This window comes from Dysgonomonas sp. UBA7630 (genome assembly GCF_002483985.1).
Lineage (GTDB): Bacteria > Bacteroidota > Bacteroidia > Bacteroidales > Dysgonomonadaceae > Dysgonomonas.
The window spans coordinates 63,754-87,628 of record NZ_DLIY01000037.1; the positions used below are offsets into that span (position 1 = coordinate 63,754).

A 23,875-nucleotide genomic window follows, 5' to 3' on the forward strand; every position below is an offset into this window, starting at 1 on the left:
AAATTAATATTTACTATTTTAGTATTCTACTTTTCTTGTTCGATGGATGCCACTAAAACGTAAAATTATCAAAAAATATTTCTTTTTTATCTAAAACACCTCCAATAACAAGATAATTATTTCATTTTCCTTACTTTTGCACAAATTCTAAATTATGCTCGATAGATTATTCAAGAAAAAAGACATTTCGGTTATACTTGGAGAGCCTTCAGAAAACAAAGAAGGGCTTAGAAGAAGTCTGACTGCGACCAACCTTATAACCTTAGGAATTGGAGCCATTGTAGGCACAGGTATTTTTGTCATTACCGGTCAGGCAGCTTCAATGTATGCGGGTCCGGCTCTAACGATTTCTTTTGTTATATCAGCACTGGGATGTGTTATGGCTGGTTTATGCTATGCTGAGTTTGCTGCAATGATACCGGTATCAGGAGGAGTGTATTCCTACAGCTATACTACAATGGGTGAAGTATTAGCTTGGTTTGTAGGTTGGATTTTAGTTCTTGAATACCTTTTCGCATGCTCCAGCGTTGCTGTGGGATGGTCGGGCTACATGCTCAGTTTATTAAATGAATGGGGGATACATTTCCCTGAGCAAATAGCAGGGGCCACTTTCGATCACCTGAAAGACGGAAGCTGGGTGTGGACAGGGAAAATCATCAATTTTCCTGCTGTATTTATCGTAGCCATAGTTTCCGCATTTCTTATTGGAGGCATAAAGCAGTCAGCTCTTGTCAACAATGTGATTGTAGTTATAAAAGTCGGTGTTATTCTATTATTCATAGGTTTTGGTTTATCATATATCGACACAAGCAACTGGGTACCATATATCCCTGAAAATACAGGAGGGTATGGAAACTTCGGATGGACAGGAATCCTTCGTGGGGCTGCTGTTGTTTTTTATGCATATTTAGGTTTTGATGCCTTGTCTACAGCAGCTGGAGAGGCACGTAATCCTCAAAAAGATATGCCAAAAGGTATCCTTATATCATTACTTATCTGTGCTGTTCTTTATATTGGTGTAACAACAGTATTGACAGGAATCGTAAATTATAAAGACCTCAACGTAGATGCACCCATCGCGTTAGCGATCGACCGTGCAGGTGAAGGTTTGGCATGGCTGAGCCCCTTTATCAAGTTTGGAGCTATTGCCGGACTTAGTTCCGTAATCTTAGTTATGATGTTAGGACAATCACGAATATATTATGCTATTTCAAAAGATGGTTTATTACCAAGTGTCTTCTCTAAAGTAAGTCCGAAACATGGCGTTCCTCATAATGCAACCATATTCGCCAGTATTGTAACAGGGTTAATAGCAGGTCTATTTCCATTGCATGTACTCAGCGAACTGGTATCAATCGGCACGTTAATGGCATTCACTATAGTTTGTATATCAATTGTTATACTACGTAAAACACAGCCAGACCTAAAGCGTCCATTCAAAACTCCACTTGTTCCATTTGTTCCACTCTTAGGTGCTGCTATATGTATCGTACAAATGGTATCTCTACCTTGGAGCACATGGGAAAGAATGATTGGCTGGACTATTTTAGGATTCATTATATATTTCACTTATGGCATTAAGCATAGTAAGCTGAATAATAAATAAGGCATTGTGCAGAAGGAGTCATTCGTACAATCACTCTTAGTTACCAATACAGATCTTTAAGAAATTTAATTTTGAGTTTTAAAATCATTTTGACACGCAACTAATACAAAATAGTTCAAAAAGTTATTATTTTTGTCAACACACATAAAATATAACAACTTAATGAAAGAACAACTACTCCGCAAGAAGGATATTGCATCCATTCTCAAAGATTCCCTCCAAGAAAAGGGTGGATTGAAAAGGACCTTATCAGTCAGGCATTTAATAGCCTTAGGCATAGGAGCGATCATCGGTACCGGAATATTCGTTCTTACAGGAACTGCCGCTGCAAATTATGCTGGCCCTGCCCTGACAATTTCTTTCATCATTTCTGCATTGGGATGCGCAATGGCCGGACTTTGTTATGCGGAGTTTGCATCCATGATTCCCGTGGCAGGAAGTGCCTATTCTTACAGCTACTCTACATTAGGAGAATTCTTTGCCTGGTTTATAGGCTGGGATCTAATACTCGAGTATCTGTTTACGGCCGGAACTGTAGCTGTTGGGTGGTCGGGCTATTTTGTGAGTTTCCTCGACGACTTCGGATTGCATATACCAATGAATATGCGCCTAGCTCCATTCGATCACACCTCCGCCGGAGGTTGGATTACAACCGGTAGCATTATAAACTTCCCGGCTATGTTTGTTGTGGCAGTTATGTCTGTACTGTTGATTCGGGGAATAAGTCAGTCTGCTACGTTAAATAACATTGTAGTTGTCGTTAAAGTTGTTGTTATACTATTATTTATAGGTTTTGGGCTATCATTTATAGACACTGCCAACTGGACACCTTACATTCCTCAAAATACAGGCGAATTTGGTCATTATGGTTGGAGCGGAATATTTCGTGGTGCAGGAGTTATCTTCTTTGCTTACATCGGATTTGATGCAGTATCAACAACTGCGCAAGAAGCCAAAAACCCTCAGAAAGATATGCCCAAAGGAATACTGCTATCGTTACTTATATGTACTATCTTATACATTGCCGTCACGGTTGTGTTAACGGGAATAGTAAATTACAAAGAATTGAGCGTCCCTGCTCCCATCGCTCTGGCTATAGACAATGCGGGAGAAGGTCTTGTATGGCTGCGTATGCCAATCAAAATAGGTGCCATAGCAGGATTAAGCTCTGTTGTTTTGGTTATGATGCTTGCCCAATCACGTATATTCTATACGATATCTAGAGATGGCTTACTTCCTAAATTCTTTTCGAAAGTACATCCTAAATATAGTACACCTCACAATTCAACGATTGTAACCTGTATTGCTGTTGGTCTTATAGCAGGGCTTCTGCCGATAAATGTACTCGGAGAGCTTGTGTCTATTGGAACTTTAATGGCTTTCACGCTGGTATGTATATCAATAATAATTCTACGCAAAACACGTCCGGATGTAGAGCGTCCATTCAAAACTCCTCTTGTTCCTCTTGTTCCTATATTAGGCGTTTTAATATGTCTGTCGCAGATGCTTGCCTTGCCTTTGGATACTTGGCTCAGGTTGATAGTATGGATGGTTATAGGTTTTGTTATTTACTTCACCTACGGAATTAAGCATAGTAAACTCAATAAGAAATAATACAAAAGAGGTTGTACCAAAAGTAAAATACTTTTATCATTATCCGTCTTGTCTTTTTTAGTGTAATGGAGAATCTCGGCTATTGAGATACGAGATGTTTCACTTCATTCAAACTTGACAGATGATAAAAAATATTTTCGGCACAACCTCTTTAATCTTTATAATTAGTAGGTTTGTTACTTCAGTTCCTTAATTTTTACATTTTTAAACCACACTTCATCACCATGATCCTGTAGTAAAATATTGCCTTCCGCTGCATTTCCAAAGTTAGGCCAGTTTGCGTATTTACTGTAAGCAACCAATGCATTCCACATCTGATTGTTACGCTCATACTCAACAATTTTAACGCCATTCAACCAATGTTGAACTTTATTGTCAATAACTACAACAGTCGCAGTATTAAAACCACTCTTGATAAAAGGTTTATCTGCCGATGCCGGAATCAGATCATACAACGAACCTAATGTTCTATTCCCTTTTACTCCCAATTTTGCATCCGGGTGTTTTTCATCATCAAGTATCTGGAACTCACAACCAATAGCAGAACCCTCGCCTTTATTTAAATCTGGGTTTACAAAATACTTTATTCCACTGTTTGCTCCTTCTGTAATTTTAAAATCTACTTTCAGTATAAAATTCTTATACTTACGGGTAGTTACAATATCGCCGCCATTCGCCGACTCGCCGCCACCGCTTTTCAGTACTTTCAAAATACCATTATCTATTACCCAACCCTTAGATGGGAAAGTACTAATTCGGGCTCCTTTCCATCCTTCTGTTGTTTTACCATCCCACAATAATTTCCACCCATCTCTTGTTTCTTGTTCGGTCAATACATTATCTTGAGCAAACAGAGACATCGTAAATAAACTTATAGCAACCGCTAATATATATTTCTTCATGTATGATATCTGATTTTATATTTTATAATATTGTTCCCAATCTTTGCGCGGAGGAATTCCGGTCAGCATTGCGTTGGCAAACGCATTATTTGTTATTTGTTTTGTTCTACTGTCGAAATAAAATTTCGTATTCAAGCGTTGAGCCATTACTCCTAAAGAGAAAACCTGACTTAATGGTCCATGAATTTCAAACGGAGAACGAGTCTTTTCTACTCCTGTACATGCTAGCAAGAAGTTTGCGAAATGATTTGAAGGGCTCTTCGGTACTTCCGGTAATTTAGAAGCCATATCCCTAGCCTTGCTTTCCGGTATGATAGAAAGTGTAGTACCATGTGAAGCTCCTTTGAAAATCAAATCTTTACTATAAATAATCTTTCCCGGATTTAGAGACGTTTTCTTTATTTCACCTGCTCCGGATGCCGGAATATTAGGATCAAGAGCCGACTCTCCATATCCTTCAGGGATTGGAGGAAGGTTATTCACGCCATCGTACCATGTTATATCACAAGCCGGCATTTCACCTCTTGGACCAAATTTAAACTGAATTGTAGAGGATGTTGGGAAGAAATAGTCATTGTGTCCTGTCAATTTCACCGGATTAATTTCATAAGGTAATCCTAGATCCAGAAACTCATGTACAGTATCCAAGATATGAGCACCCCAGTCTCCTAAAGCCCCCATACCAAAATCGTACCAGCAACGCCATTCTCCATAATGATATTTTTCGTTATAGTCATGGTACGGAACAGCACAATTCCAAGTCATCCAGTCTAGTGTCGACGGAATAGGTTGCGCCTCAGGCAGCTTATAAATATTGGTGTCCCACGTATGCCATCTGCGAGGATTATTCATATGAGCCACTATAGAGGTTACATCCTTTATGATACCTGCTTCCTGCCAAGCTTTGAATTGAAAATAATTAGCTTCGGAGTGCCCTTGATTTCCCACCTGAGTCACTACATTCGGATATTTACGAGCAGCTTTCATCATCAATTCTGCCTCATAGAAAGTGCGAGCCATTGGTTTCTCGACATACACATGCTTACCGTTAGCCATAGCCAACATTGTGATCGGGAAATGTGAATGATCCGGTGTAGCGATAGCAACAGCTTCAAACTCGTTTGCTATTTTGTCGAACATCACCCTAAAGTCTTTAAACTGCTTTGCTTTAGGATATTTGCCCATCACTTTTTGGGTATGCTTCGCGCCCATATCTACATCACATAGAGCAACGACATTCACCAAGCCCGTTTTTTCAAAGTCATCGATTATCTGTTCGCCTCTATTACCTATACCTATATAAGCAATATTCACCTTGCGATTTGCTCCCGCTACTCTGCTATAACTTGCTGCATTCAATGGGTTCATTGTGCCTACAGCAATACCGGCAGAGGTCATTGCAGCGGTTTTTAAGAAATTTCTGCGTGTTACCATGTATTATATATTTAGTTTTAATAGTCTCCAAGTGTTATATAAATATGAGCTATACAAAATAAGGCATATATTTATTAAAATCAAAACGTGTGTGCGAACACACAGCCACAAAATATCTATAAATAACTAATATACAGCAATATAAAAAAACAGGCTTACAACCTTATTTTTTATGTTTTATAACATAGAATCTTTATTCAGCTACAAACTACATATCGCCCTACTATTTTATTAAAGTTAACAATAAGTGTTATCTAAACATTGATTCATAAAGATGTTAAAGAAGCTATTCTTTTGCTATTTTAATCCAGGTTGCTTGTTTCCACAGCCATTCCAATGGCCCATGACGATGAGAACGAAGCCACCAATGACAAAAGAAAAACTGAATAAGGAATATTCCGATACCCATCAAGAAACATACAGTAATACCTGTGTATTTATAAAGACCTAATCCCCAATTGTAAAACAAAAAACCACCGATCAAAGACTGCGACAGGTAGTTTGTCAAACTCATACGTCCATAAGGTGCTAATTGGTGAAGAACATTTTTAAACTTTGTCAAATAATAAACAAGTATTACTCCGGCAAACAATATTCCCGTGAAAGCAAGATTCGAAAGAGATTTAAGTATAAGGATAGAAGGAACAAGCAGTGCATCTCGACTTACAAATTCAGGAAGAGTAGCAATCAAGCCATAAATTGGAAAAAATGCTATGACTGCTACGATAAATATTTTAATCCATAATCTTATATTTTTCTCGGAATAGAGAAATACTTTACCTCGTCCTATTAACATACCAATCATAAATAGTCCTGCTGTTTGTGTAACCCTCCCATGTAATAACATCCACCCCATATTGGCAATATTACCTGTCCATATAGCTGTTTTGCACATTTCGAAGAAAGACCCTTCTTTCTGAGCTACATTGACTATCTCCCAATATGGAGCGTCTAACTGAGCATTAATCCCGGTATATTCGGGATTGAAGAGAGCATATATTATTTGTCCCCATTCAAAAGGTTGCAGAAGAAGAACAATAGCTATAGCCATTACCATACGAGTAGAAAAACGACAAACTGCTATCAGCACATAACCGAGTAAAGCATAGAGTACTAATATTTCACCAGGAAATAAAGTAGAATTGATACACGCTATAAAAAACAGCAATACTAATCGCCAAGCAAACCGTCCACGAAAATCTTTTCCTTTTTCTTTTTGTGAATTGTCTTGAATAAAAAAACTGAAGCCAAAAAGTAATGCAAAAATACAATAAGCCTTACCGGAAAAAGTAAAAAATATACTATCCCAAATTATTCTATCGATAAACATCATAAAATTTGATGTTTCCTCCGGAAAACTATAGAGACTAAAACGTTCAATAAAGTGAATAAGGGTAATTCCCATTACAGCGAAACCGCGCAATACATCTGCGATCTCAATACGATTATTACTGATTAGAGTAGTAGATACGGGCATTTTTTAAGATTTAAATGTTAAGATACTCTTCTATTTTGAGATGCAAATCTAACATAAACCTTTTATGTAACCTAACAGGCACAATATATTTAATTCCAATCTTTATTTCCCTACATTTGTTATAGTATAGTATCATTTGCTAATTTATACTCATTATTAAAATCGATAGCTTTTAGAAGTTGTGCTTTATAACCTTTCTAATATGCAGAGAAGATTGTATTGCCAAAACAAATGATTAGAGTTTAGAGTTTAATAATAAACAACTCAGTGAGAAAAAAGAATTATCAATAAAAAAAATGAAACTGACTTAAATTTTTCATAGCGGTTATGCAATAGAAGGTGATGACTTTACCATCATTATAGATTATTACAAAGACTCGTCTGATATATCGGGCGAAGGTATCGTTTACAAAGAACTTCTGAAAAAAAAGGAAAAACTATATGTCCTCTGTACTCATTCACACCACGACCATTTCAACAAAGAAATACTAAAATGGAAATGGGAACACCCGAATGTTATTTATATCTTTTCGAAAGACATCTTAAAATACAGGAAAGCGAAAGAGAGGGATGCGATCTATCTTGACAAATCGGATACATACAGGGACCAAACACTCTCTATCGAAGCTTTTGGTTCTACCGACTTAGGCATTTCTTTTTTGATAAATGCAGAAGGAAAAATCATATTTCATGCAGGTGATTTAAATAACTGGCATTGGAATGAAGAGTCTACTAAAGAAGAGATAGATGAAGCGGAGGGCTTTTATCAGAAAGAACTGGATTTAGTAGCCGGCAAGGTTAAACACCTCGACTTAGCCATGTTTCCTGTAGATCCTAGGTTGGGGAAAGATTACATGAAAGGTGCTGAACAATTTTTAGATGCTATACAAACAAACCTTTTTGCACCAATGCACTTTGGAGAAGCTTATGATAAGGCAAACGCATTTGCTGAATATGCAGGAAGCAAAGGTTGCAAGTTTATAAAGTGGCAGCACACAGGGGAAAGCTTCGAATTTTGACATCAACAAAATATATTCAATTAATGGCGTAATTTATTCTATTTTCATTAGATTTGTACATAACAATGCTACTGTACAAAACATTTGGATACAATAGGTAAATCCATTACATTATGAAAAATATAATATCTCTATTATCGTTATTACTGACATTCTTGTTTGCTTCTGCACAAGAGGGTCATAAGCTTAATGTCGGGATAGATATGTCTTGGGGAATGCATTATTTCAATAGTGAGAAGAACAACCCCACGGCTGTTGGTGGTAGCATAGGGTACGAGTATGATTTTATCTTTTTCTTCGGAGTAGAAGCGGGATTTCGTTTTGGTGGATTCAATCAAAAGGTAGGTTACAAAGATCCTAATATAGGACAAGGAGGGATAGGTGAAACCAACGGAGATTTCAAAGACATATACAGAGGCACATATTGGGCACCCTATATTGCTCCCAAATTATATTTCCCGATAGGTTATGATGATAAGAGAGATCGGGCTCAATATCTGTATCTTGAAAACAGGCTATCGTATACCCGTATGAATCTCAATCTGGACAAGATAACCAACATGGAGGGATCTGCTCACAAATACAGACTTCAGTACGAGATTAGAGCAGGGTATCAATTTCCTGTAACAGAAAGATGGGCTATTAACTGTTGGTTAGGCTATAATACTTTCGATTTCTCAAAAATCAAACCTGAAGCTATTAAATTCAAAAACTCTACACCTATACAAATAGGAATAGGATTTAATTACATTATAAAACAATGACAAGCCATGCTAGGAAATGCCTCCCTGTTGATTTTTCTGTCGTTTTGTTTGTTATCTATACAAGCACAACAGAATAAAATAAGCAGTATTCTTGAAATACTGAATATCGAAACAGGTGAGCGAACCACAGTAAAAGAATTCCCTTATCTGATAGAAGCGCCAAACTGGACTTATGACGGACAATGGCTTATTTATAACAGTAGAGGTAAACTTTGGAAGCTCTCCCCTGCCACTCCTACCGAGCCACAAGAAATATATACAGGTTTTGCAAGCAATTGCAACAACGACCATGTATTGTCTTTCGACGGAGAACAAATAGCAATCAGCCACGGCACAAAAGAAGATGGGCAGTCACGCATCTATACATTACCCATTGGCGGTGGAGATCCTCAACTCATAACACCTCTAGCCCCAAGTTACCTACATGGCTGGAGTCCTGATGGACTATACCTAACTTATTGTGCCGAAAGAAAAGACAATTATGATGTTTATTCTATTCCGGCTAAAGGTGGTGTAGAAAAACGACTCACAAATTCGGACGGTTTGGATGATGGTCCGGAATACTCCCCCGATGGAAATTATATTTGGTTCAATTCGGTGCGCACAGGCCTAATGCAGATATGGCGAATGAAAGCTGACGGAACGGAGCAAACTCAAATGACATTTGACGAAACACGTAACTCTTGGTTTCCACATATATCACCCAATGGGAAGCTTGTTGTATTTATTGCATATTACAAAGGTGATCTAAAACCTGATGAACATTTGCCTAATAAGAATGTCGAATTACGGATCATGCCGACAAATGGAGGAGAACCAAAAACATTGACAAAGCTATTTGGAGGACAGGGTACTATAAATGTTAATTCATGGTCACCCGATAGTAAATATATTGCCTTTGTAAGTTATCGTCTAAACAATCAATAATAAAATGAATTATAATCCCGAACCGGAGAAAGTAACCAGTATACTCGAAATATTCGATATCATTAGAAACAAAAGTATATTAATAAAAGAATTTCCTTATCTCATAGAAGCTCCCGACTGGACGTCTGATGTAAAATGGCTCATATATAACAGTGAGGGATTAATATATAAACTATCTGCATCGGGAGGCGAACCGCAATTAATAGATACCGGCTTTGCAAACCAATGTAATAATGACCATTTACTTTCTCCCAATGGAAAGTGGCTTGCAGTAAGCCATCGTTCATTACCTCAAGGGAGACCTACTATTTTTATACTCCCCGCTGAAGGTGGTACTCCCAGACAAGTGACGCCATCAGCTCCGAGTTATCTGCACAGGTGGAGTCCTGATGGAAAATCACTGACATATTGTGCAAACCGAAACGGAGAAATGGATGTATATACTATAAATATAGATGGAATGAATGAGACTCGTCTTACTTTCTCAGAAGGATTGAATGACGGGCCGGAATACACCCCCGATGGTAAATACATCTGGTTCAACTCAGTACGCACCGGATTGATGCAACTATGGAGAATGAAAACAGACGGTTCGGAACAGACTCAAATGACTTTTGATGAAGATCGCAACTCATGGTTTCCTCATATCTCACCCGATGGCAAACATGTAGTTTATATAGCATACAAAAAAGGTGATCTTGAACCTCATGAGCATCTACGCTACAAAAATGTAGAGATTCGCATAATGCCGGCTACAGGAGGCAAACCTCAGACATTAATAAAACTTTTTGGAGGTCAAGGAACATTCAATGTCAATTCTTGGTCGCAAGACAGTAAATGCTTTGCTTATGTAAGATACAAAACAGAACTTAACTCTAAATAACGAATATGAAATCTATTAAACTTTTATTACTTGCAATACTACTTTTAGTAGGGAATTATATTGCGGCACAAAGCTCTCCATTCTCTTTTACTATCAATGCCGGAGGAAGTCTTTCCGATATGCGGGTAAAGGGTAGTTCCACCGATTCAAAATATGGATTCCGTGGAGGTGTAGGTCTGGAAATGAATCTCCCTAATAATTTATTTTTGCAAACAGGATTGGATTTTGCTATGAAAGGAGCAAATTCGAATTCAATGGCAGTCGGAGACATTAACGGAGATGGCTATTCTCCTGATTTTTATATGGCAGAAGAAAAGGTGAGAGCTTCATATCTTGTCTTGCCCATTAAAGCAGGCTACAGACTTAATGTGTCAAGGGAGGTACGCCTTAATTTTGCTTTTGGCTCATATCTTGGCTACGGTATTGGTGGAAAATATAAAGCAAAAGAAGCCCTAAAAATGGCTCTACCGGGCGATAGAGAATTATCGAATGGTACTTATACCGAATATTCAGAGTACGAATATGACACTTTTTCTAGCGAAACACTGAAACGCTTCGACATGGGATTAGCCGGATCTGCAGGAGTAGAATGTAAACGTATATTACTGAACTTTGGTTACGAACATGGTTTGATTAATTACTCCAGAGGGAGTGCTTCGTCATATAACAGTGCTTTGTTTTTAACTTTAGGTTATCGGATATTTTGAATTCAGAAATAATACAAGACTAGGATTTGATTAAAAATATTTTTTGATTTATAAGATTCAATGCTGTATAATTATTTTATAGATTTGTAGATTAATAATTACACCTGAACAGATGGAAAACATTAAAGCTCAGTACTGGAAGTATTCTCTTATAATACTTATTCTTTTCATAGCCGTTGTTCTGTTCCGAGAACTTGCACCATTTATGAGTGGAGTACTGGGAGCATCCACTATCTATGTTATGGTAAGAGGGCAAATGAGATACCTTACGCAGAAAAAGAATTGGGGACGGGCTTTATCTGCTATTCTTATTGTTATCGAGGCCATATTATGTTTTCTTATCCCCATTTCTGTAGCAGTATGGTTATTAGTCGGGGAACTTAACAATATAAATCTTGACCCGTCGTCTTACTTATCTGGAATACAACATTTCAATGAGTTAATCCAACAAAAGACAGGTTACAATGTACTTAGTTCAGAAAACTTAATAAGCGCAGCATCTTATTTACCTAAAATAGGTCAGATATTACTAGATAGTGTCAGCAGTTTTATCATCAATTCTCTGGTACTTGTCTTTGTGCTTTATTTTATGTTAATCGGTGGTGAACGAATGGAGAAATATCTTTTCTCACTCCTTCCTTTCGATGATGATAATAAAAAGAGTGTTATACATTCTGTGAAAATGATGGTAACATCAAATGCTATCGGAATACCTCTATTAGCTATAATACAAGGTGTTGTTGCCACAATCGGATACATTATATTTGATGCGCCCAGCCCTATTCTGTTCGGATTCCTCACATGTTTTGCTACGATTATACCATTAATTGGCACATCACTGATATGGTTCCCGCTGGCTGTCTATTTAGCACTAACCGGCGATTGGTTTAATGCCATTGGCTTAGCTATATACGCTCTGATCGTAATATCCAACTCCGACAATCTGATCCGTTTTATATTACAAAAGAAAATGGCAGATACGCATCCATTAATAACTGTATTCGGTGTTATAATCGGTCTTACATTATTTGGTTTTTGGGGTGTAATATTCGGACCATTGTTGCTTTCAGTATTTATCCTTTGCATTGATATTTTCAAAAGAGAGTATTTAGATGAAAAAGACACTGCAATGACTATTGACGATTATAAAGATGATGAAACCTAAATTTATAAACATGAAAAGAACTTTTTTATTTACCATTACTTTAATCATATCAATGGTATATATCCATGCACAACAGGCATTAGGTGAGGGTTCGGACATTATTTCCCCGGAAGTACACAGTAACAACACTGTTACATTCCGTCTATATGCTCCGAATGCAAACACGGTAGAAATCACCGGAGACTGGATTCCTCGAGATAATTGGAAGCCGGGAATGGTAAGCCTTACTAAAGACGCAAAAGGGCTTTGGTCTTACACGACAGAAGCTTTACCTTCTGATCTTTATAGCTATTCATTCTTTGTAAACGGAGTAGAAACAAAAGACCCTAATAATGTATATCTCAACAGAGATGTAGCTACGGTATCTAATATATTTATAGTAGGTAACGGCAACGGAGATCTGTATAAAGTGCAAAACGTACCTCATGGTTCGGTTACTCGTCGCTGGTACGACTCTCCCGGCAATAATAAAACACGCCGTATTACCATCTATACTCCTCCGGGATATGAAACAGGAAAAGAGAAATACCCGGTTTTATATCTACTGCATGGAATGGGTGGAGATGAAGAAGCATGGATGGCTCTGGGACGAACTTCACAGATCGTAGATAATCTTATTGCTCAAGGCAAGGCTAAACCTATGCTTATCGTGATGTCGAATGGAAATGTATCTCAAGAGGCTGCTCCCGGAGAATCCAGTCTGGGATTCTACAAACCCGTATTCCAGTTACCTCAAACGATGGATGGAAAGATGGAAGAAACATTCCCGGATATAATAAAATTTATAGAAAGCAATTACCGGGTCTACACAGACCGTTCGGAGCGTGCTATAGCTGGTTTATCTATGGGAGGATACCACTCGCTGCATATCTCACGATATTATCCAAACACATTCGACTACATAGGCTTATTTTCTCCTGCGATAAATCCTCCGAATAAGAATTCAAAAGTTTATGAAGATATTGATGGAACACTATCAGGACAAATAAATAATGGCTATAAACTTTATTGGATAGGAATAGGAAAGACCGACTTTTTATACAAAGATGTAGAAGCATTCAGAGCCAAGCTTGATAATATGGGTGCTAAATACACTTATGTAGAATCTGAAGGAGGACACACATGGAGTAACTGGCGTGTATACTTGTCTCAATTTTTACCATTACTATTTAAGTAATTAAAATATAGTATAATTGACGGCTGTAAAAGATGAGGTATTAATATTTTTTACAGCCGTTCGGCTTTTTTACCCACACGGAAAAACGATCCTCTTTAACAGCAAACTCTCCATAACCATAGGTATCTATAGTTATATCATATTCTACATTCCCGGTCAAATCATACCAAACTTCACCACTTCGGTGAATACCAACATTCATCATTTTACGTCCACTCTCGCCATTGGATATAAGTAAAGCCAGACCTGAATCTAAATGATCTGTATCACCCAGTCTCACAAAACCAACAATAGCTACATGATCGAAACAATCAACTTGATGACCGTATGCGTATTTATGTCTCGTTTTTAGTAGTATATCTATCTTTTTTCGATGATTGGGTATTTTACCATTCACACCATAATAGTCTCCATAAAAAATACATGGATACCCATCTTTCATTAATAATATCAAGGCGTATGCAGATGGCTTGAACCAATCTTCAACTTCAGACTCTAACGAACTTCCTTTCTGTGAATCGTGATTATCAACAAAAGTCACACCTAACTCAGGATGCATAATCGACAAAGAGTCTTTCAATAAATTTCTCATATCATACTCTTTTTTCTTTCTGGAAGCATCGTACAGATTATAGTGTAAAGGCACATCAAAAAGATCGATGCTCTTATCCACTGCTTCCAAATAGTTATTTAAAGTATCTACATTGCCACTCCAATATTCGCCTACAGCATAGAAATCTTCGCCTCTGTTCATTCTAACCCACTGGATAAACTGTTTGATAAACTTATCATCCATGTGTTTAATAGCATCCAAACGCATCCCATCAAGATTCAGTTCGTTAGCTACCCATACTCCCCAACGGTTGAGTTCGGTAATGACTGCGGGATGATTCAAATCGATATCGTTGTACATCAAAAAATCATAATTCCCGTGTTCTAAATCTACCCCTCTACTCCAATTCTTATTGTCTCCTATAATGCGAAAAATACCACTTCTCCTTTTTATATCATCGAACCCTACACCCGAAAAGTGATACCAATGCCACTTGAAACTAGAATATTTATCTGCACGTCCAAGAAAATCATACCCCGTCCAAGACTGTATTTCAAACTCATCAGAGATATCACGATTCCTCTCTTCAGGGTCTACCTCTCTAACTATAAACTTTTCAGTATAATCTCCCTCCGCCTTATGATTCATCACAGCATCAAGGTATACTGAAATATTATATTTATGCAGTTCGGAAATCATAGACTTCAACTCTTCCTTCGTTCCATATTTTGTCCTTACCGTATTATTTTGATAGAACTCTCCCAAATCAAAGAGATCATACGTCGCATAACCCTCATCTTGTTGCTCATCAGCTTTGTATGCTGGAGGTATCCAAACAGCAGTAATACCAATTTCATGTAGATGCCCGGCATCTGCACAAAGTTGCTTCCACAGTTTACCGTCATTTGGTAAATTCCATTCGAAGTATTGCATCATCACTCCATTTTTCATAATGTTATAGCTTTATTATGACATACCGAAAGGTAAAGTTACATAATTGTATTCCTTTAATACATTTCTAAACCAAGTAAAACAGTAAGCCTCTTTTTAATAAAATAAAAAAGGATACTGAATTTTCATCAATATCCTCCTTAATATCCTTCTAAACTTACACTTACTTATCCGGGTATAAGGCATTCCACCAAGCAGTATCCTCCTTAAGCCATTTGCTAAACCAAGCCATTATAGAATTATTCCATTCCACCCGTCTTTTATAATTTGCTACTCCATGATTTTCATCTTTTACCTGAATAAATTCAACCGGTTTTCCGAGTATCTTGAGAGCCGTATACATTTGAATACTTTCACCAATAGGAACATTCGTATCAACAGTTCCGTGTGTCAACAAAAGAGGTGTTTTTATTTTATCTGCACTAAACAAAGGACTCTGTTTAACATATAAGTCCGGATTATTCCAAGGATAACTATTGGCACTAGCCCCCGAACTATATGTATAGCCCCAATATCCTTCACCCCAATAACTACTGATAGAACTGATTCCTGCATGCGAAACAGCAGCAGCAAACATGTCAGTTTGAGTTTGAAGGTACATAGTCATAAAACCGCCATACGAAGCTCCGATACAGCCAATCTTCTTATCATTTACAAACGGATGTTCTTTCACAAACTGCTTCGTTCCCTCTATTATATCTTCAGCAGTACGCTTCCCCCAAGCATTAACATGAAGAGCCGAAAACTTCTGTCCAAAGCCGGTAGCACCACTTGGCTGCACAACATAAACAACGTATCCCTGTGAAGCAAACACATGACCGGGATATGGTCCTTCGAATGTACGGGATGTAGGCATAGTACCACCATAATAATAAACAATCATTGGATATTTTTTCGTAGGATCAAAATTCGGCGGCAAGTAGAACATTCCTGTAATCTCTGTTCCGGCTGAATTTGTAAAATTCCAACCCTCAACCTTACCTAATGTCATTTGAGATAATCTCTCTTCATAAGGGTCGGCTATCCGAATCGACTTCTGAGTCTTAAGATCATAGATATAACCCCTGGTAGAGTTAGATACGCTAACACCGGCGTAAATACCTACAAGAGCATTGCCCGCAGTGCTAAATGTACGAATAACTTCTTCGTCTAAAGGGAGTTTCGAAAATACTTTAGTCGAAAGGTTATAAGTATACATATTCACACAGTCTTTGTCTGTTGTGCGAAAGTATATAAGGTTATCTTTTTTATTCCAAAAATAGGCATCAATACTTGGGTTAAAATCTTTAGTTATCGGATCTATCTTTTTCGTTTCTAAATCCATAATGAAAGCCAAAGTATTATAACTATTCGCAACCTGCCCTTCCTCAATATTCAACCCTATTCCATTAAAAGCCTCTCCGGCTCCGGCAACAAGGACTTTCTTCCCATCGGGAGAAAACGATGCGCTATATGCAAAGCTGTCTTTTGTCCATAGAGTATCAACTGTCATAGTTGATAAATCCAGTTTATACATAGAATTTGTACTGAAGGGCCTACTGGTAATAGTCTCTTCTGATATTGAAATCAATAATTGTTTCGAATCTGCACTTATGTCATTCAGCACTGTAGAATGAGAGCCAAATGTCAATTGTTGACTTAGCCCTGTGGCCAAATCATATTTATATATAAAAGACCTGTTTCCATAACCGGATTGACGATCTTCCGGTGACCTTAAAAGCTTCAGATCACTTTTATTTTCAGCTTCTTTCTCAAGCTTGGTATAGAATAGAGTTTTCTCATCAGGCGAAAACATGATACTTTCATCCGGTATGTTCTTTGCGAGAACAGCTTCCTGCAATGTTGCAGGATCTATTGCCCTCAGCTCTGAGCCTGAGTCATCTTTAGAAACATAAAACATTTTCTCGCTCTTGGGCATCCAGGCGAGCTGGCTTTTACGACCGTCGGTATCAATCAAGAGACTACTACGAGTCTTTAGGTTGTATAGCTCAGTCGTTGTAACACTCTTTTCTCCAAATGTTTCTCTATAAGAGAGCAAGGCATATTGTCCTCCTGCTGATAAGCTTACATTTATCACTCGTTTCCCCAGAAGCATGTCTGAGAAGTTTACATTTCGGTTTACAGTATTTGACATTGTAAAATTAGAGACAGAATCAGTTTTTTCGTTTTCTATTTCAATTTTCAAAGTAGGGGGTACTTCATCTTTAGCCGAAGCCAAGAGTTTTATTACGACGCGATTTTGTAATGGATAAGGATTTATTGAAGCTGTTATATCTTTTTTGTCAGACCGAAAAGTTTTTTCTTTTGTTGTTTTTGAAGCAGCCAGCTTTCCGTCAATGTATATCTCCAACATATTAGGACTAGTCACCCTCAATGTTCCCTTCGCATATCTATCTGAAGTAATATAAAATGATATCAATTGCAAAGAGAAGGCTCCATCCTGTGGTTTTTCGGGATATAAAAAACCATCACTATCGGCTTTCAGTGGCCTTACAAAAGCAGACTGCTCTGGTATTGAAATCGACATTTTTAGCAAATCTGATTCAGAAAACTTTTCTCCTTTCAAGTTTACACTATCAATCTTTAGTGGGTTTACGATTGTTACCGGAGGGGTGGTATATGCCTGTAATAAGCTCTCTTTTTTCTGCCCAAACAAAGTGACTGCAACAATCAAATTGAGCAATAGAATAACTGACCTGAACTTCATATCTTTAATTTTAGTGTTTTTATATACTACAAATGTACAAATTATAGAATGAGTTTGTGTCTCTTCATAAATCTGATTTTTGAAATATTTCATATCATACCTTTAACAAATTAGATTACTTTTTAATATTATATTTATTATCTTTGTGTGTCTAATAGTAAAGCCTAAACAAAACTAAGAAAATGAAATTCTCCTCTTATGTAATATCTAGTATAATACTTATTATCATATGCTTATCCTGCTCGGATGAATCAATAAGATTATATCATCCTCCGCAAGAAGATCCTGAACCTGAGCCCGAAATACCTGAATATTATTGGTTATTAAAAACAGTTACTTACCCTGAAGATAATCCGGGTTTTTCTTTTCGTTATAGTCAGGAATTTACATATACAGATAATGATTTGATGAAAACGATACAAAGTTCTAACATCAAAGATTCTGCAATAGTAGTAGACTATATAAGCGACAGAAAAATATCATATTCCAGATTAATAAAACAAAGCGAGTCTACAATATATTATGATAGCTTGTTAGTCTTTCGTAATGATAAAAAGCAAGCTGAATATGCTTTACATGTAAGATACACAGAAAGAACATCAAACGGAAAGGTCTCAAAGCAGGTAGCTATCAACGACTCTACCACATTTATTTATGACGATGGGGGATATATCAAACAGCTTGATCATTATGATAAGACAGGCGTTACCTCATCTTTGAATTATACGGAAAACTACACTATTAAGGATGGAAATATAACAGAGATCACAACATCTAAAGGATACAGGTTTGTGTATACATACGATGATAAGGAATACGCAGCACCATCGGACTATTGCTATGAAATGCCACGCAATACGTTCAATATGGCAAGTACATGTTGGCTAATGGCAAGCCTTCCGTTTCTGTCGGAGCATATGGGGACAAAAAATAAAAACAATATTATCCAAGCAGAAATTATCCAAATGGAAGGGGAAAGAAAGTATGCTGATATAAAATACAATTATACTTTTGACGAAAACAACCTTGTTTCTCAAATCGTGATGTCTGGAACAACAAAGTATAACAAAACATTTGAGAATTATATAACTTCATTCTCATACATTCAAAAAGAGAAAAAGAAAAATTAAAAAGATATATAAATTCCCCCTGATTGCAAGGAATGAGGACAGAGAAGACATTCTATTTTCATCACCCAATTAGGTCAAGGCTAAGGGAAAGAGCCATATCCAGAAAGTTACTTCCCATGAGAAAGGTGGACTATCTTTCCTGTTATTTTATTTATTTTAATTTCTGAAACACCACCTTTTCCTCCATCTTTTGATGAGCCGACAACTGTCCATATATTATTTTCAAGACTTACCAATAACGGTTTTTCGGCATCGACTATTTCTGCTCCATATATTACCTTCAATTCAGATTCAGCTCTTTGTAAAACGCTTTCTATAGTGGGATAGACTGAACTATCAACAGTCAATGATTGAAACTTAACAGGAGTTTCTTCAACGGAAGTCAGACCTTGGCTTCTTAGAGATTTACTTTTGAAGTGATATAGAGGAATAGATATAATAAGTCCAATTAGACATACAGCGAATACAGATGATCGGTTACTCATAATTTCTAGAATTAACGATTAATATTCAATACTCTTTATTTAGTAGAGAATTATCAGTTTGATTTTTCATAAAAAAAAACGCTGAAAATATTTTCAGCGTTTCTAATCAATATGCTTTTTTCCTTTATTTTTCTAATAATCTAAGAAGCAATTCCGGCTCATCGGTTGTGATGAAATCCAGTTTTAATTTCAGCATTGTTTGCATATCTTCTTCTTTATTCACCGTCCAAGCATTAGTAAGCAAACCCATTGACTTCGCCTCATCAGCTAATTTGGAATCTTTTTGAAATAATGAATAATGGAAATCAATTCCATCTATATTTGCTGCTTTTAACTCTTCCAAGCTTTTATCCGATCCTAAATAAAGTACTTTTGCTGCAGGATCTAATTCTTTAACTCGAGTAAGATATTGCATACCGAAAGATATATAATCTACCCATGCCTGAGCTTTCATCCGATGTACTAAATGCACAACAGAGTCGGCGATAGCCTTTCCTTTATTTGTTCCTTTTATTTCTATGATTAGTTTTGTTTTATTTTGTGTTTTTATATAGTTGATATACTCTTCTAGAGTTGGTACAAAATCTCCATTCTTCAATGCTACAGCAGACAATTCTGCAGCTGTAGTTGATTCAACATCCTTCCCTCCTATCGAAGGATCGTGTGAGAGTACAACAACATCGTCTGATGACATCCATACATCCAGCTCTGAACCTTCACAACCTATTTCTACGGCATGCTTCAATGAACTCATCGAATTATGGCTAAAATCACGATCTTTCCAAGCTCCTCTGTGAGCAATCACTTTGTTATGCAAAAACTCATCTTTTACCAACTCAAATGATTTTTCGTTCTTTCCTTCTTTTAATATTATCTTATAAGATATAGGCGAATTTGCAGTTAGCTGTTTTCCTTTTTTTAGCTTTATATTTTTTTCTTTATCGATTTCAAATAACCCGGAAGGATCTTTTAATGTAATTTTTTCATTTCCTGTTGAAATGACTTTTCCTACAACAGCACCCTTATTATTTAGCGGGATAGTATAATTATCCAATACAAGAAGTTGGTTCTGAGAGTATGTATGGATAAAACAAACACTTAGTAATACGAATAACAAAATAACTTTTTTCATAATAAAAATCTCATCTTTTATATTGATTTGTAAAGATACCAATAATCTTTTTTTCGCTGAAAGTTTAAATTGGATATATTGTACAATAAGCCCTCTTTTTGCTTATCACGCCTACAATCTCAAACAGAAGTGCGCTCTACTGAGTTAAAGGATAAGATAGAGATACTAATAATGACATTGAGGACACTATTTTTAAACATTATGACACTTTTAGTTAGTAGCATTTTATTACCTTTGTTTCAAAAATATAATTATCATGAGCACTTATTCTGGTTTTCAAAAGCACCTACAAAACGAATTAGCTGACATTCAGTCAGCAGGATTATATAAGAACGAACGCATAATTGTATCACCTCAGGGTGCTGCAATCAAAGTAAATACCGGACAAGAAGTCCTTAATTTCTGCGCAAATAATTATCTGGGATTATCTAACAATAAGGAACTTATACAAGCAGCCAAAGATGCTATGGACGAACGTGGATTTGGCGTTTCTTCCGTGCGGTTTATTTGCGGAACACAAGACCTGCACAAACAATTGGAAGCAGCTATTACTAAATTCTTCGGCACAGAAGATTCAATTTTATATGCAGCTTGCTTCGATGCCAACGGCGGAGTGTTCGAACCCCTTTTGAACGAACAAGATGCAATTATATCCGATTCTTTAAACCACGCTTCAATAATAGATGGAGTACGTTTATGTAAGGCTGTACGGTATCGTTATGCAAACGCAGATATGGCTGATCTGGAAAAACAATTGCAAGCAGCCCAAGCCCAACGTTTTCGAATAATAGTGACCGATGGAGTTTTCTCAATGGATGGCAATGTGGCTCCGATGGATAAAATATATGAGCTGGCACAAAAGTATGATGCAATGATTATGATCGACGAATCGCACTCTGCCGGAGTGGTGGGCAAAACAGGACGCGGAACAACCGAACTGTTTAATCTTCGTGGGAAAGTAGAAATCATTACAGGCACGCTTGGCAAATCCTTCGGTGGAGCTATTGGCGGTTTTACTACAGGAAAGAAAGAAATCATCGACATGTTGCGCCAACGTTCCCGCCCTTATTTATTTTCAAACTCTATTCCTCCGGCTATAGCTGCAGCAGGTATTAAAATGTTTGAAATGATGGATCGCACAAATGAGTTGCAAGACAAGCTGCATGCCAACACCGACTACTTTGTAGAAAAAATGAAAGCAGCAGGGTTTGACATCAAACCTACTCAGTCTTCTATCTGTGCCGTAATGCTCTATGATGCAAAACTATCGCAGGATATGGCTGCAAAATTATTAGACGAAGGTATTTATGTTACAGGCTTCTACTATCCTGTTGTACCTAAAGATTTAGCTCGTATCCGTGTGCAAATATCAGCAGGACACGAAAAAGAACATCTCGATAAATGTATCGCCGCATTTACGAAGGTAGGAAAAGAACTGGGCGTTATTAAGTAAGTGGAATATTGAAACAAGATACAACTAAACAATCACCCTTTTACAATCAGATTTTTCTTTTATGAAAAACATTCTTATCGTAGGCAGTACGGGCCAGATAGGCTCGGAATTAAGTATTAAATTACGCTCTATTTATGGAGAGAGTAATGTTATCTGCGGATATTACAAACCTCCTTTTCCTGAAAACTTTTTCGAATCGGGCCCTACTGTAGAAATAGATGCTACAGACAAACAGCAAATAGCTGACGCAGTAAAAAAATACAAAATTGATACTATTTACAATCTGGCAGCAATATTATCAGCTACAGCCGAAAAAAATCCTAAGTTAGGGTGGGATGTCGGAGTAAATAGCTTGATGAATTGCCTCGATGTAGCACGCGAGTTTGGTTGTGCCGTTTTTACTCCCAGTTCTATAGGTGCTTTCGGTCCTAACACACCAAAAGACAAGACACCTCAAGACACTATCCAACGTCCGAATACAGTGTATGGAATTACAAAAGTAATGGGTGAACTGCTTAGCGACTATTATTATACCAGATGGGGAGTAGACACTCGCTCGGTACGTTTTCCGGGTATTATATCCAACCTTACTCATCCCGGTGGAGGTACAACCGATTATGCCGTTGAGATATATTACAATGCAGTAAGAGAGGAAAAATTTATATGTCCTCTGAAGCCGGGAACATTTATGGATATGATGTATATGCCCGATGCCCTAAATGCAGCAATAAATATAATGGAAGCCGACCCTGCAAAACTTATCCACCGAAACTCGTTTAATATTGCATCTATGAGCTTCGACCCGGAAATGATCTATACAGCAATAAAAAAACATTATCCTAGCTTCGTAATGGAATACGAAGTAGACCCTCTAAAACAAGCTATAGCAGATTCATGGCCAAACTCACTTGACGACACTTGCGCCCGTCACGAATGGGGATGGCGTCCTGAATATGATCTGGAGAAAATGACTGCTGATATGATAAAAGTTTTGAAGGAAAGAGAAGTGTTTTTAAACGCCTAACATAGAGAACTCGTTTAGAGATAATTAAAACTTACCCCCCTGCTTATACAAGATGCTAAGCAGGGGGGGTTTCAGTCTCGGTCTCTATAAAAAATTTCGGTTATTTTGTTGCACAATCAAAATATATCATATTACTTTGTATTTCAAAGTAAATATTATGGATACAAATTTAGATGATATAAAACACATACGTTCCATGATGGAACGTTCGAGCAAATTCTTATCGATCAGCGGTATGTCTGGTGTTATGGCAGGTACATTTGCTATATTGGGTGCTATATCGGCTTATTTTGTATTGATAGGCGAATTTACTTTTACAGGGAATCTTCTATATGATCTTATTTTAATTGCCACGGTTGTACTTATTAGTGCTGTTGCAGTGGGATTATATTTCTCAGCCGGCAAGGCTAAAAAAAGAAATTCAAAACTTTGGATGCCTGTAACATTAGAGATAGCTAAAGATTTTAGCGTGCCATTAGTATCAGGAGGTCTATTATCCATTATCCTTATTTACAAAGATGTTTACTTTATGGTAGCACCGTGCATGCTCATCTTTTACGGACTAGGGCTCATAGCTGCCGGTTCTCGCACATTCCGTGATGTAAAGGTATTAGGAGCATGCGAAATAATATTGGGATTGGCTGCAGCTATAACTGTAGGCTACGATCTTATATTTTGGGGAATAGGTTTTGGTGTTTTACATATTGTATATGGTATACTAATTCATTACAAATATGATGTAAAATCAGAGAAAAACGGTTGATT

19 protein-coding genes and 1 pseudogene are annotated in these 23,875 nt (G+C 37.1%); 13 read left to right on the forward strand and 7 right to left on the reverse strand.

Annotation, left to right across the window (positions count from 1 at the left end):
- Positions 1-154: 154 nt before the first annotated feature.
- Together B3P17_RS15035 and B3P17_RS15040 are read left to right on the forward strand one after the other, a co-directional pair.
- Positions 155-1,606: an amino acid permease gene (locus B3P17_RS15035; RefSeq protein ID WP_291106131.1), complete on the forward strand. Its 1,452-nt coding sequence runs from the start codon at positions 155-157 to the stop codon at positions 1,604-1,606.
- 162 nt (positions 1,607-1,768) lie between these two features.
- The gene (locus B3P17_RS15040) at positions 1,769-3,220 is read left to right on the forward strand and encodes an amino acid permease (protein WP_291106134.1); all 1,452 of its coding nucleotides are present in this window, start codon (positions 1,769-1,771) and stop codon (positions 3,218-3,220) included.
- 176 nt (positions 3,221-3,396) lie between these two features.
- Here B3P17_RS15040 and B3P17_RS15045 read toward each other — a convergent pair.
- The 3 genes and pseudogenes from B3P17_RS15045 to B3P17_RS15055 all read right to left on the reverse strand — a co-directional run.
- A pseudogene (locus B3P17_RS15045) lies at positions 3,397-4,035 on the reverse strand (3-keto-disaccharide hydrolase); the annotation flags it as partial.
- A gap of 102 nt (positions 4,036-4,137) precedes the next feature.
- The gene (locus B3P17_RS15050) at positions 4,138-5,556 is read right to left on the reverse strand and encodes a Gfo/Idh/MocA family oxidoreductase (protein WP_252636529.1); all 1,419 of its coding nucleotides are present in this window, start codon (positions 5,554-5,556) and stop codon (positions 4,138-4,140) included.
- Between the two features lie 286 nt (positions 5,557-5,842).
- The gene (locus tag B3P17_RS15055) at positions 5,843-7,033 is read right to left on the reverse strand and encodes a DUF418 domain-containing protein (protein ID WP_252636530.1); all 1,191 of its coding nucleotides are present in this window, start codon (positions 7,031-7,033) and stop codon (positions 5,843-5,845) included.
- Positions 7,034-7,344: 311 nt separating this feature from the next.
- Here B3P17_RS15055 and B3P17_RS15060 point away from each other — a divergent pair, with 311 nt between their 5' ends.
- The 7 genes from B3P17_RS15060 (at position 7,345) to B3P17_RS15090 (ending at position 13,675) form a co-directional block, all read left to right on the forward strand.
- A complete protein-coding gene (locus B3P17_RS15060; RefSeq protein ID WP_291106293.1) occupies positions 7,345-8,052 on the forward strand; it encodes an MBL fold metallo-hydrolase in 708 nt (235 codons plus the stop codon).
- A 113-nt stretch (positions 8,053-8,165) separates the two neighbouring features.
- The gene (locus B3P17_RS15065) at positions 8,166-8,816 is read left to right on the forward strand and encodes an outer membrane beta-barrel protein (RefSeq protein ID WP_252636532.1); all 651 of its coding nucleotides are present in this window, start codon (positions 8,166-8,168) and stop codon (positions 8,814-8,816) included.
- A 6-nt stretch (positions 8,817-8,822) separates the two neighbouring features.
- A complete protein-coding gene (locus B3P17_RS15070; RefSeq protein ID WP_252636533.1) occupies positions 8,823-9,743 on the forward strand; it encodes a TolB family protein in 921 nt (306 codons plus the stop codon).
- A 4-nt stretch (positions 9,744-9,747) separates the two neighbouring features.
- Complete coding sequence (locus tag B3P17_RS15075) at positions 9,748-10,626, forward strand: TolB family protein (protein WP_291106139.1); 879 nt, start codon at positions 9,748-9,750, stop codon at positions 10,624-10,626.
- Positions 10,627-10,631: 5 nt separating this feature from the next.
- On the forward strand, positions 10,632-11,333 hold the full coding sequence (locus tag B3P17_RS15080; protein ID WP_252636535.1) for a porin family protein: 702 nt from the start codon (positions 10,632-10,634) through the stop codon (positions 11,331-11,333).
- Positions 11,334-11,445: 112 nt separating this feature from the next.
- Positions 11,446-12,498, forward strand: coding sequence for an AI-2E family transporter (locus B3P17_RS15085; RefSeq protein ID WP_252636536.1), 1,053 nt, complete (start codon positions 11,446-11,448; stop codon positions 12,496-12,498).
- A 10-nt stretch (positions 12,499-12,508) separates the two neighbouring features.
- Positions 12,509-13,675 (forward strand): esterase, encoded by a 1,167-nt coding sequence (locus B3P17_RS15090; protein WP_252636537.1) that lies wholly within the window; start codon positions 12,509-12,511, stop codon positions 13,673-13,675.
- Between the two features lie 40 nt (positions 13,676-13,715).
- Here B3P17_RS15090 and B3P17_RS15095 read toward each other — a convergent pair whose 3' ends face one another.
- Together B3P17_RS15095 and B3P17_RS15100 are read right to left on the reverse strand one after the other, a co-directional pair.
- A complete protein-coding gene (locus B3P17_RS15095) occupies positions 13,716-15,179 on the reverse strand; it encodes an alpha-amylase (protein WP_291106145.1) in 1,464 nt (487 codons plus the stop codon).
- A gap of 163 nt (positions 15,180-15,342) precedes the next feature.
- Positions 15,343-17,886, reverse strand: coding sequence for a S9 family peptidase (locus tag B3P17_RS15100; RefSeq protein ID WP_252636539.1), 2,544 nt, complete (start codon positions 17,884-17,886; stop codon positions 15,343-15,345).
- Positions 17,887-18,068: 182 nt separating this feature from the next.
- On the opposite strand from B3P17_RS15100, the gene B3P17_RS15105 reads away from it, so the two are divergent.
- Entirely contained in the window at positions 18,069-19,016 is a 948-nt protein-coding gene (locus tag B3P17_RS15105; RefSeq protein ID WP_252636540.1) for a hypothetical protein, read from the forward strand.
- 107 nt (positions 19,017-19,123) lie between these two features.
- Here the strand turns inward: B3P17_RS15105 and B3P17_RS15110 are convergent, their stop codons facing one another.
- Both B3P17_RS15110 and B3P17_RS15115 read right to left on the reverse strand, forming a co-directional pair.
- Entirely contained in the window at positions 19,124-19,501 is a 378-nt protein-coding gene (locus B3P17_RS15110; protein WP_252636541.1) for an NTF2 fold immunity protein, read from the reverse strand.
- A 124-nt stretch (positions 19,502-19,625) separates the two neighbouring features.
- Complete coding sequence (locus tag B3P17_RS15115) at positions 19,626-20,633, reverse strand: glycerophosphodiester phosphodiesterase (protein ID WP_252636542.1); 1,008 nt, start codon at positions 20,631-20,633, stop codon at positions 19,626-19,628.
- A 256-nt stretch (positions 20,634-20,889) separates the two neighbouring features.
- Here B3P17_RS15115 and kbl point away from each other — a divergent pair, with 256 nt between their 5' ends.
- The 3 genes from kbl to B3P17_RS15130 all read left to right on the forward strand — a co-directional run bounded on the left by kbl (position 20,890) and on the right by B3P17_RS15130 (position 23,873).
- Complete coding sequence (gene kbl, locus B3P17_RS15120) at positions 20,890-22,086, forward strand: glycine C-acetyltransferase (RefSeq protein WP_252636543.1); 1,197 nt, start codon at positions 20,890-20,892, stop codon at positions 22,084-22,086.
- A 61-nt stretch (positions 22,087-22,147) separates the two neighbouring features.
- Complete coding sequence (locus B3P17_RS15125) at positions 22,148-23,110, forward strand: NAD-dependent epimerase/dehydratase family protein (protein ID WP_252636544.1); 963 nt, start codon at positions 22,148-22,150, stop codon at positions 23,108-23,110.
- A 157-nt stretch (positions 23,111-23,267) separates the two neighbouring features.
- Positions 23,268-23,873, forward strand: a complete 606-nt coding sequence (locus B3P17_RS15130) for a hypothetical protein (RefSeq protein WP_252636545.1) — start codon at positions 23,268-23,270, stop codon at positions 23,871-23,873.
- The last annotated feature ends 2 nt before the right edge of the window (positions 23,874-23,875 follow it).

Bases quoted from the DNA above. Each gene is read 5' to 3' on its own strand.
- B3P17_RS15035 (WP_291106131.1), top strand. From the start codon at position 155: ATGCTCGATAGATTATTCAAGAAAAAAGACATTTCGGTTATACTTGGA.
- B3P17_RS15040 (WP_291106134.1), top strand. From the start codon at position 1,769: ATGAAAGAACAACTACTCCGCAAGAAGGATATTGCATCCATTCTCAAA.
- B3P17_RS15050 (WP_252636529.1), bottom strand. From the start codon at position 5,556: ATGGTAACACGCAGAAATTTCTTAAAAACCGCTGCAATGACCTCTGCC.
- B3P17_RS15055 (WP_252636530.1), bottom strand. From the start codon at position 7,033: ATGCCCGTATCTACTACTCTAATCAGTAATAATCGTATTGAGATCGCA.
- B3P17_RS15065 (WP_252636532.1), top strand. From the start codon at position 8,166: ATGAAAAATATAATATCTCTATTATCGTTATTACTGACATTCTTGTTT.
- B3P17_RS15070 (WP_252636533.1), top strand. From the start codon at position 8,823: ATGCTAGGAAATGCCTCCCTGTTGATTTTTCTGTCGTTTTGTTTGTTA.
- B3P17_RS15075 (WP_291106139.1), top strand. From the start codon at position 9,748: ATGAATTATAATCCCGAACCGGAGAAAGTAACCAGTATACTCGAAATA.
- B3P17_RS15080 (WP_252636535.1), top strand. From the start codon at position 10,632: ATGAAATCTATTAAACTTTTATTACTTGCAATACTACTTTTAGTAGGG.
- B3P17_RS15085 (WP_252636536.1), top strand. From the start codon at position 11,446: ATGGAAAACATTAAAGCTCAGTACTGGAAGTATTCTCTTATAATACTT.
- B3P17_RS15090 (WP_252636537.1), top strand. From the start codon at position 12,509: ATGAAAAGAACTTTTTTATTTACCATTACTTTAATCATATCAATGGTA.
- B3P17_RS15095 (WP_291106145.1), bottom strand. From the start codon at position 15,179: ATGAAAAATGGAGTGATGATGCAATACTTCGAATGGAATTTACCAAAT.
- B3P17_RS15100 (WP_252636539.1), bottom strand. From the start codon at position 17,886: ATGAAGTTCAGGTCAGTTATTCTATTGCTCAATTTGATTGTTGCAGTC.
- B3P17_RS15105 (WP_252636540.1), top strand. From the start codon at position 18,069: ATGAAATTCTCCTCTTATGTAATATCTAGTATAATACTTATTATCATA.
- B3P17_RS15110 (WP_252636541.1), bottom strand. From the start codon at position 19,501: ATGAGTAACCGATCATCTGTATTCGCTGTATGTCTAATTGGACTTATT.
- B3P17_RS15115 (WP_252636542.1), bottom strand. From the start codon at position 20,633: ATGAAAAAAGTTATTTTGTTATTCGTATTACTAAGTGTTTGTTTTATC.
- kbl (WP_252636543.1), top strand. From the start codon at position 20,890: ATGAGCACTTATTCTGGTTTTCAAAAGCACCTACAAAACGAATTAGCT.
- B3P17_RS15125 (WP_252636544.1), top strand. From the start codon at position 22,148: ATGAAAAACATTCTTATCGTAGGCAGTACGGGCCAGATAGGCTCGGAA.
- B3P17_RS15130 (WP_252636545.1), top strand. From the start codon at position 23,268: ATGGATACAAATTTAGATGATATAAAACACATACGTTCCATGATGGAA.